This window comes from Mycobacterium sp. TH-M116 (genome assembly GCF_057473685.1).
In genome coordinates, this window is record NZ_JBYCLC010000176.1 from 20,050 (window position 1) to 28,551 (window position 8,502).

Genomic DNA, 8,502 nt, shown 5'->3' on the forward strand with positions numbered 1-8,502 from the left:
GGTATCGGTCACCCGGATCACCGGCTGCGGCGGCCCGTGTCTGCCCACGGGTCTCACCCCACCCGCTCGCCGCGCCGAACCTGCCGCGCTCTGGTCTGACGCTCGTCGAGGATGTGGCCGAAGTTCTTCAACAGCAACGGTTCACGCATCACCGCCTGCTCGATGTGCTCGCGATCGATCTCGAGCGCGGTCACCTCGTCCAGCGCATACGCGCTGGCGAGGTTCGGCTGCCGGGTCAGCGCCGTCAGGCCCAAAAACGAACCCTCGACCAGGGTGCCGATCGGCACGACCGTCCCGTCGTCGGCGGTGACGGTCATCTGTACGCGCCCGGCCACCAGGAACGTCATGCCCGTCGGCACCTCACCGGCGTATTCCACGATTTCCTCGGCGCCGTACCGGACGATCCGCGCGCACGACTGCAGCGACCGCTGTTCCTCGGCGTCGAGCCGCAACGCCGGCGCCACCACGGTGCGCAATGCATGCGCCACACGTTCGGTCGTCGAAAACACCTCGTCGGCGTCGTCGAGGTGCAACCCGGCTCGCCGCGCGGCGTACCAGATCCAGCGCAGGAACGTCGCCTTCGCGGCCCCCGCGTCGGCCGGCGAGGCGAGCCCTATGGTCGTGCGGTATTCGGCGGAACCAAGCGGTACCGAACGGGGCAGCACGCCCGGCTTGCACTGCGGCAACGCGCGGGCAACCTTCGACAGCAACGCGCACACCCGGTCCGGCGGATCGGCGTTGGAAAACGTCGTGGTGAACTCGACCCTGTGCGTGCCGGGCGGGCGGCTGAGATTCGTGAACGCGGTGGTGGCCAGCACCGAGTTCGGCGTCACCCGCATTCCGCTACCGGTGTCGATGTGCACGGCGCGCCAATTCACCTCGACAACGCGTCCCCGCGCCGTCCCGGTATCCAGCCACTCGTCGATCCGGAAAGGTTGCTCGAAAAGCATGAACAGCCCGGACACGATCTGGCCGACGGAGTTCTGCAACATCAGTCCGATGACGACCGAGGTGACGCCCAGAGCGGCGAACAGGCCGCCGACCCGCACACCCCAGATGTAGGACAACATCACCGCCAAACCAGCGCCGATCACGGCGATGCGGGCCACGTCCAGGAAGATGGCGGGCATCCTTTTGCGCCAGCTTTTTTCGGGCGCGCCCTCGAACACGGTCGCGTTGAGCCCCGAGAGCACCAGCACCAGCACCAAGAACCCGAACACCGTGGCGAGTATTCGCACCGGGATGTTCCCGGCCGGCACCTGCGCGGCCTGGACCAGCAGCAGCAGCAGCGCACCGAGCGGCACCAGGTAGTCGCGCAACACGCTCACCGGCCCCGCGAGGCGGTTGTTCCGCCGGACGAGCGCGTCGCGTGCCTCGGTGAGAACGATCAACCCGAGAGGCAGGCCAACCGCGATCCCGACCGCCCAGTAGAACCACGACGATTCGAAAGCGTTCATCACCGCTCCAACAATCGGTAGATCGCCTGATCTGTTCCGCCGACCGGGATCGTCCCGGCCGGAGCGAACTGCCGCATGTCCCGCATCGCCTCGTACACCTGGGAGCTGACATAGATTCCGGGTTGCGGTGCGCCGCTGTGCATTTGATGGGCCAAACTGACGGCACCGCCCCACATGTCATAGACGAGGCTGGAGCGGCCCACCAGCCCGCTGACGACGTTGCCGGTGTTGACTCCGATCCGCAGCGCCAGCTTGTGCTCGCTTTGGTTGTTGAACCGGTCGATGATGCGGCCGATCTCGAGCGCGAAGTCGATACTGCGGTGGATGCTGTCCAACCGAGGAGTGACGAGCCCGCAGCTGGCGAGGTAACCGTTGTGCACGGTGCGAATCCGTTCGACGCCGAGCGATTCAGCAGCGGAGTCGAACTGGCGGAACAGGTCGTTGACGATGCCCACCAAGTCGCCCTCCGGCACAGTGTTGGAGAGTTCGTCGAGGCCGACGATGTCGGCGTAGATGATCGCGACATCCTGGTGTTTCGCCGCTATCGTCTCCTCACCGTCGCGATACCGCTGCACCACGGACTCGGGCATCAACGCCAGCAACAGGCGGTCGTTCTCGCGGCGCTGCTCATTGAGCAACTCCTCCTTGATCGCGAGATTGCGGCTCATCTCGTTGAACGCCGCGGTCAGGTCCCCGAATTCATCGCGCGACTTGACCGGGATGTTCACGTCGTAGTCGCCGGAACTGATCTTGCGCGTGCCGCTGTCCAGGCGGCGGATCGGCTGCACCGCCACCCTGGCAACCAGCATCGAGGCGACGCAGATGGCGAAGATCATGGCCGTCACGGCGATCACCACGGTCTTGCTGAACCGTCCCAACCGGGCGAAGGCGTCCGAGGTGTCGCGCGTCGCCAGAACCGACCAGTGCAGATCGGAGTGCGCAACGTCCAAGGGCGCGTAGGCCTGCAGCTCGCGGTTGCCCGTGTAGTCGGTGGCGCTGATCACCCCGGTCTCACCGCGCTGGGCGGCCCGAAGCCCCGCGCCCGGAACCGGCTGCACCAGGACCGTGGTGTGCAAACGGATCGCCCGGTCCACCACGTCGGGCGGAGTGCCGGCGTTGATGGCGTCGCGCCGGTATTCCTGCGGATCTTGCAGAAAGGTCCGCGAATCGGAGCGCATCAGGTTGTCCGGGCCCGCCAGATACGTCTCGGTCGCCGCGCCCATGCCCGCGGCTTGCCAATGCCCGTTGGCGGTCATGGTCTTGTTGAGCTTGGCGATCGGCACCGGCAGCGCCAGGACCCCTTCGACTTTTCCGTTCATGCCCACCGGCGAGACCACCCACGCCGTGGGAAGGTCCAGGTGCGGCTGATACTGCTGAAAGTCGGTGATCCAGACGAAGTCGACATCGTTGGAGGCCAATGCTTTTTGGTAGGCCTCTCGCAGTTTCGATTCGCGATAAGGGCCGGTGAGGATGTTGGTCCCGAGGTCGGGACCCTTGCGGACGCTGTAGACGACGTTGCCCTGCAGGTCCAGCAGAAGCGCGTCCGGGAAGTCGAAGCGCGTGACGATGCCGCGGATGTAGAAGTCGAAGCGCGCGTTGTCCGCCGACCAGGCGCTGCCGTCGCCGGCGTTCTCGACGGGCAGCGCGTCGGCGGTGGGCCGCGGCGGTGCGGTGTAGTAGGCCTGCAGGTACTTCTGTGCATTGGAACTCGGCAGCACCGCGTTGATGTCGATGGTGTCGCCGGTGGCCTGCTTGATGGGTTTGATCATCTCGTTGTCGTAATAGCTGACGATCGCCCGCTGCTGGGCCGGGGTGATCGTCGCATCGGCCAACTGCGCGAAGCCGTCCGTGAACGCCGTGGTCGCCTCGTTGAAGCTGAAACCGCCGCTGTAGACAATGAGTGAATTCGCCGCTTCCCGGAACAGGGACTCCACCGCGCGTTTCTGGGACTGACGCAATTCGATCAACCGCTCGGATTCGACCTGGCGCAAGGCGGCGCGGCCGGAGAGAGCCCCGATGAAACCGATCACCGACACCCCCAGGATGCTCGACAGCAGCAGCGCCACCAAGATCTTGGACTGAATACCGAACCGGAAGCGGCGCCACGGCAACAGCCGGCGGCTCTTGCGTGTCATGTCAGGCGAAGCCGACCCACCGGCGGCGGCCCGGTGCTTCTCTCCGCCCTTCCTCCGGCTCGTTTGCCTGCCCGGTCCAGAGGTCGGCCCGGCGTCATGTACCCCGCTCGATGTCAATCGCCTCTCCGCCTTTCTCCAGCAGGAATCGGCTCCGCTAAGGCAGCAGAGTAACGCGCGAACCCCCGGATATCGGCGATTGCCGCAAAGCGGTGCCCACACGTCAAGGGACGGCGCACGCCCCGCCGGCGTCCCACGCCGACGCGACTACCGTCGCAGGAATGGCACGGGTGTGTGTGGTCGGCAGCGTCAACATGGATGTGACGTTGGGCGTCGACGCCCTTCCACGACCGGGCGAGACCGTGCTGGCGTCCTGGTCGAGCCAGGGGCCCGGCGGCAAGGGCGGCAACCAGGCGATCGCCGCGGCCCGGGCGGGCGCGCAGGTGCAGTTCGTCGGCGCACTCGGCGAGGACGACGCCGCCAGACAGCTCCGGACGCACCTGACGGCCAACGGCGTCGGGCTGGACGGGACCATCGCCGTCCCCGGGCCGAGCGGCATGGCGATCATCGTGGTCGACGCCGGCGCCGAGAACACCATCGTGGTTTCGCCGGGCGCCAACGGGCGACTTTCCCCGTCCGACGATGCGGCACGCGCAGTGATCGCCGACTGCGACGTGCTGTTGACCCAGTTGGAGATTCCGGTCCCGGCGGCGCTGGCGGCGGCGCGGCAAGCCCGTTCGGCCGGGGCGGTCGTCCTGGTCAACGCCTCGCCGGCCGGGCGGCAGGACGGCGTATTGGCCGAACTGGCGGCATTGGCCGACGTGCTGATCGCCAACGAAGGCGAGGCCAATCAATGGCCTTGGCGGCCAAGCCATCTGGTGATCACTCTGGGCGCCCGCGGCGTCCGCTACGTCGGCGCCGACGGTGAGTTCACCGTACCCGCCCCCACGGTCGCCGCGGTGGACACCACCGGGGCCGGCGACGTGTTCGCCGGGGTGCTCGCGGCGACCTGGCCGTCGGCCCCGGGCACAGACCCGGCGCTGAAAGCACAGCGGCTGCACGCGTTGCGCCGCGCCTGCACGGCGGGAGCGCTGGCGACCCTGGTGGCCGGCGCCGGCGACTGCGCGCCGCGCGCCGACGCGATCGACGCGGCGCTGCGCGGGCCGAAACGTTAGCCGGCGTGCTCACCGGCACCTACGAGCGCTGAGCTTTTGCGGCCTATTCCGCGGGTACCTCGCGTTGGATCTCGTCCAGCCAGATGCGCGCCGACATGTCCGACGGGGCCCGCCAATCCCCCCGCGGCGAGAGCGCCCCGCCGTGGGACACCTTCGGGCCGTTCGGCAGGGCGGACCGCTTGAATTGACTGAACGAGTAGAACCGCTGCACGAAAACCTGCAGCCAGTGCCGAATCTCCTTCAGCGAGTAGGCAGGCCGCTTGTCTTCGGGAAATCCCGGCGGCCAGCTGCCCCGGTCGGGGTCGTGCCACGCGTGCCAGGCCAGGAACGCGACCTTCGACGGACGAAAACCGTAGCGCAGCACGTGAAACAGTGAAAAGTCCTGCAGCGCATACGGTCCGACTTTGGCCTCGCTGCTCTGCAGCTCTTCTTCTCCGCTGGGCACCAACTCGGGAGTGATCTCGGTGTCGAGCACCGACTGCAGCACCTCGCCTACCCCGGCCTCGAACTCGCCGGTGGAGATCACCCAGCGGATCAAGTGCTGGATCAGCGTCTTGGGGACACCGGCGTTGACGTTGTAGTGCGACATCTGGTCGCCGACACCGTAGGTCGACCAGCCCAGCGCCAGTTCGGACAGATCACCGGTGCCCAGCACGATCCCGCCCCGCTGGTTGGCGAGCCGGAACAGGTAGTCGGTGCGCAACCCGGCCTGCACGTTCTCGAAGGTGACGTCGTACACCTTCTCGCCGCGCGCGAACGGGTGATCGATCTCCTTGAGCATCAGTGCAGCGGTGTCGCGGATGTCGATCTCGGAGAAGGTGACGCCCAGTGCGCGGCTCAGTGCGATTGCGTTGCGCCTGGTGCGGTCCCCCGTCGCAAAACCGGGCAGCGTGAAGGCCAGGATGTCGCTGCGCGGGCGTTGCTCGCGGTCCATCGCGCGTGCGGCGACGATCAACGCATGCGTCGAGTCCAGCCCGCCGGAAATCCCGATGACCACCTTCGGGTAGTCCAGGGCCCGCAGTCGCTGTTCGAGCCCGGCGACCTGGATGTTGTAGGCCTCGTAGCAATCCTGTTGCAGCCGTTGCGCATCGGCGGGGACGAACGGGAAGCGCTCGACCTCGCGGCGCAGGCCGATGTCGCCTCCCGGTGGGTTCAGCCGGAACTCGATGCGCCGGAACGACTCCGCCGACGTGCGGTGGTGGCGCCGGTTGTCGTCGAACGTCCCCATGCGCAGCCGCTCGGCGCGCAGCAGCTCGGTGTCGACATCGGCGACGCTGCGCCGCTCCCCCCTCGGGAACCGCTCGGAGGAGGCCAGCAGCACTCCGTTCTCCCAGACCATGGTCTGCCCGTCCCAGGCCAGGTCGGTGCTCGATTCGCCCGGGCCCGCGGCAGCGTAGACGTAGGCGGCCAGACAGCGCGACGACGCCGAACGCGCCAGCAGGCTGCGGTCCTCGGCGCGCCCGATCGTGATCGGGCTGCCGGACAGGTTGGCCAGCACCGTCGCCCCCGCCAGGGCCGCCTCCGCACTCGGCGGAATCGGCACGAACATGTCCTCGCAGATCTCGACGTGCAGCACGAAGCCGGGCAGGTCTGACGCGGCGAACAGCAGGTCGGGACCGAACGGGGCCTCGATCGATCCGACGGGGCCACCGATGCGGATGCTGCCCCGCTCGTCGTCGCCGGACGCGATCTGGCGACGCTCGTAGAACTCCCGGTAGGTGGGCAGGTAGGACTTCGGCGCGACGCCGAGGACGACGCCGCGGTGGATCACCACCGCGGTGTTGTAGATGCGGTGCCGATGCCGCAGCGGGGCACCGACCACCAGCACGGGCAGCAGCTCGGCCGAGGCGGCAACGAGCCCGTCGAGGGCCTCTTCGACGTCGTCGAGCAGCTGGTCCTGCAGCAGGATGTCCTCGATGGAATACCCGGACAGCGTCAGCTCGGGAAAGACGGCCACGCCGACACCCTCGTCGTGGCACTGATGGGCCAGCCGCACCACAGACGCAGCGTTTGCGGCCGGATCGGCCAACGTGGTGTGGTGGGTGCACGCGGCGACGCGGACGAAGCCCTGGTTGTAGCTGTTGTAGAAATCCATCGCTCTCCCATTCTCGCCCAGGCGGCCTCAGCGCCGGTTTGCCGGGTACACCTGGTCCCATCGGTGACACTGTCATCTCCTGCATCTCCTGCCGACAACAGCATCCAGACCGTGTCCGCTGTGGTCCGCTGCGCGCGAATCCGGCGACGCCGACCTGATCCAGTTCGAGGACAACCGTGGCATCTTCAGCGCCGAATGCTCCGACATCGTCGAGTCGTCGCGCGGACACGCACGCTCGGGAACCGCGCCGGGTCGCTACCCTCGGGTAAGTGGTCGCCCGCCCAGAATCGCCGGAGCTGGTCGCGCTGTTGGCCGGTCGCCGCGTCGCCGTGCTCACGGGCGCAGGGCTTTCCACCGATTCGGGTATTCCCGACTACCGGGGCCCGGATTCGCCACCCAGCAACCCGATGACCATCCGCCAGTTCACGTCGGATCCGTCCTTTCGGCAGCGCTACTGGGCCCGCAACCACCTCGGCTGGCGCCACATGGCCGACACCGCGCCCAACGCCGGACACCGGGCGCTGGCCGCCCTGGAGCGGGCGGGGGTCGTGGCCGGCGTGATCACCCAGAACGTCGACCTGCTGCACACCAGGGCCGGTAGCGTCAACGTGGTCGACCTGCACGGCACGTACGCGCGGGTGGTCTGTCTGGGCTGCGGCCACACCATGAGCCGCGCCGCACTGGCCGACGAACTCGAGGCGCTCAACCCCGGCTTCCTCGCGCGCGCCGGGGCACTCGGTGGCCTGGCAATGGCTCCCGACGCCGACGCCGTCGTCGCCGACACCAGTACGTTCCGCTACCTGGGCTGCCCGCGCTGCGCCGGAATGCTCAAACCCGACATCGTCTACTTCGGCGAGAGCGTGCCCAAACCGGTCCTTGACCGGTCCTACTCGCTGTTGGAGCAAGCCGATGCCCTGCTGGTAGCCGGTTCGTCGCTGACCGTCTTCTCCGGCTACCGCTTTGTGCGGCACGCTGTCGGGCTCGGCATTCCAGTGGCCATCCTCAACCGCGGACGCACGCGCGGTGACGACCTGGCCACCCTCAAGATCGAAGGCGGGTGCTCCGAAATCCTGACGTTGCTGGCGTGCGAGCTTGGTGGACCGTGAGATCCACTGCCGAACCTCTCGAAGCCACAGGGCATGCCGCGGATGGCGTGAAGGACATTGCCCGGCGCGTGCGCGTCGAGCCGGCCAGCCGGCAGAACTTGCCCGACCAGCCCCCGGTCACGGCCCGGAGCTGACCAGCGCACTCACCGAAATAATTTGTGGCGCTTAGTATCTCATGTCCACAGGGGCCAGATGACCACCCCGATGCGACCTACGCAATTTCGTTAGTTTATTAACCAATAGTGTACGATTCAGATATGACCCAGCTCGCGCCGGAGATCGATCCGCTGGCCCTCGAACAGCAGGTCTGCTTCGCGCTGAGCATCACCAACCGCGCCGTCCTGGCCGTCTACCGGCCGCTGCTGGAGCCGCTGGGGCTCACCCACCCGCAGTACCTGGTGATGCTCGCGCTCTGGGATCACCGGAAGGAATCATCGGGGCGGCAGAAACCGTTGGTGGTCAAAGAGATCGCGGCCATTCTCCAGTCGGATTCGGCCACACTTTCGCCCATGCTCAAACGTCTGGACGCGCTCGGGC

The 8,502-nt window shown here is 67.5% G+C and carries 6 protein-coding genes; 3 read left to right on the top strand and 3 right to left on the bottom strand.

Annotation, left to right across the window (positions count from 1 at the left end):
• Nucleotides 1-53: 53 nt before the first annotated feature.
• Together AC2VOK_RS09050 and AC2VOK_RS09055 are read right to left on the bottom strand one after the other, a co-directional pair.
• Complete coding sequence (locus AC2VOK_RS09050) at nucleotides 54-1,457, bottom strand: mechanosensitive ion channel domain-containing protein (protein ID WP_428900172.1); 1,404 nt, start codon at nucleotides 1,455-1,457, stop codon at nucleotides 54-56.
• Complete coding sequence (locus AC2VOK_RS09055; protein WP_428900173.1) at nucleotides 1,457-3,592, bottom strand: adenylate/guanylate cyclase domain-containing protein; 2,136 nt, start codon at nucleotides 3,590-3,592, stop codon at nucleotides 1,457-1,459. The genes AC2VOK_RS09050 and AC2VOK_RS09055 overlap by 1 nt, the downstream gene beginning before the upstream one ends.
• Before the next feature lie 278 nt (nucleotides 3,593-3,870).
• On the opposite strand from AC2VOK_RS09055, the gene AC2VOK_RS09060 reads away from it, so the two are divergent.
• A complete protein-coding gene (locus tag AC2VOK_RS09060) occupies nucleotides 3,871-4,764 on the top strand; it encodes a ribokinase (protein ID WP_428900174.1) in 894 nt (297 codons plus the stop codon).
• A 43-nt stretch (nucleotides 4,765-4,807) separates the two neighbouring features.
• Here the strand turns inward: AC2VOK_RS09060 and AC2VOK_RS09065 are convergent, their stop codons facing one another.
• Nucleotides 4,808-6,859 (bottom strand): NAD(+) synthase, encoded by a 2,052-nt coding sequence (locus AC2VOK_RS09065; protein WP_428900175.1) that lies wholly within the window; start codon nucleotides 6,857-6,859, stop codon nucleotides 4,808-4,810.
• A gap of 269 nt (nucleotides 6,860-7,128) precedes the next feature.
• Here AC2VOK_RS09065 and AC2VOK_RS09070 point away from each other — a divergent pair, with 269 nt between their 5' ends.
• Together AC2VOK_RS09070 and AC2VOK_RS09075 are read left to right on the top strand one after the other, a co-directional pair.
• Nucleotides 7,129-7,965: an SIR2 family NAD-dependent protein deacylase gene (locus tag AC2VOK_RS09070; protein ID WP_428900176.1), complete on the top strand. Its 837-nt coding sequence runs from the start codon at nucleotides 7,129-7,131 to the stop codon at nucleotides 7,963-7,965.
• Nucleotides 7,966-8,222: 257 nt separating this feature from the next.
• Nucleotides 8,223-8,502 (top strand): MarR family winged helix-turn-helix transcriptional regulator (locus AC2VOK_RS09075; protein ID WP_428900177.1); only part of this gene is annotated, 280 nt, incomplete at its 3' end.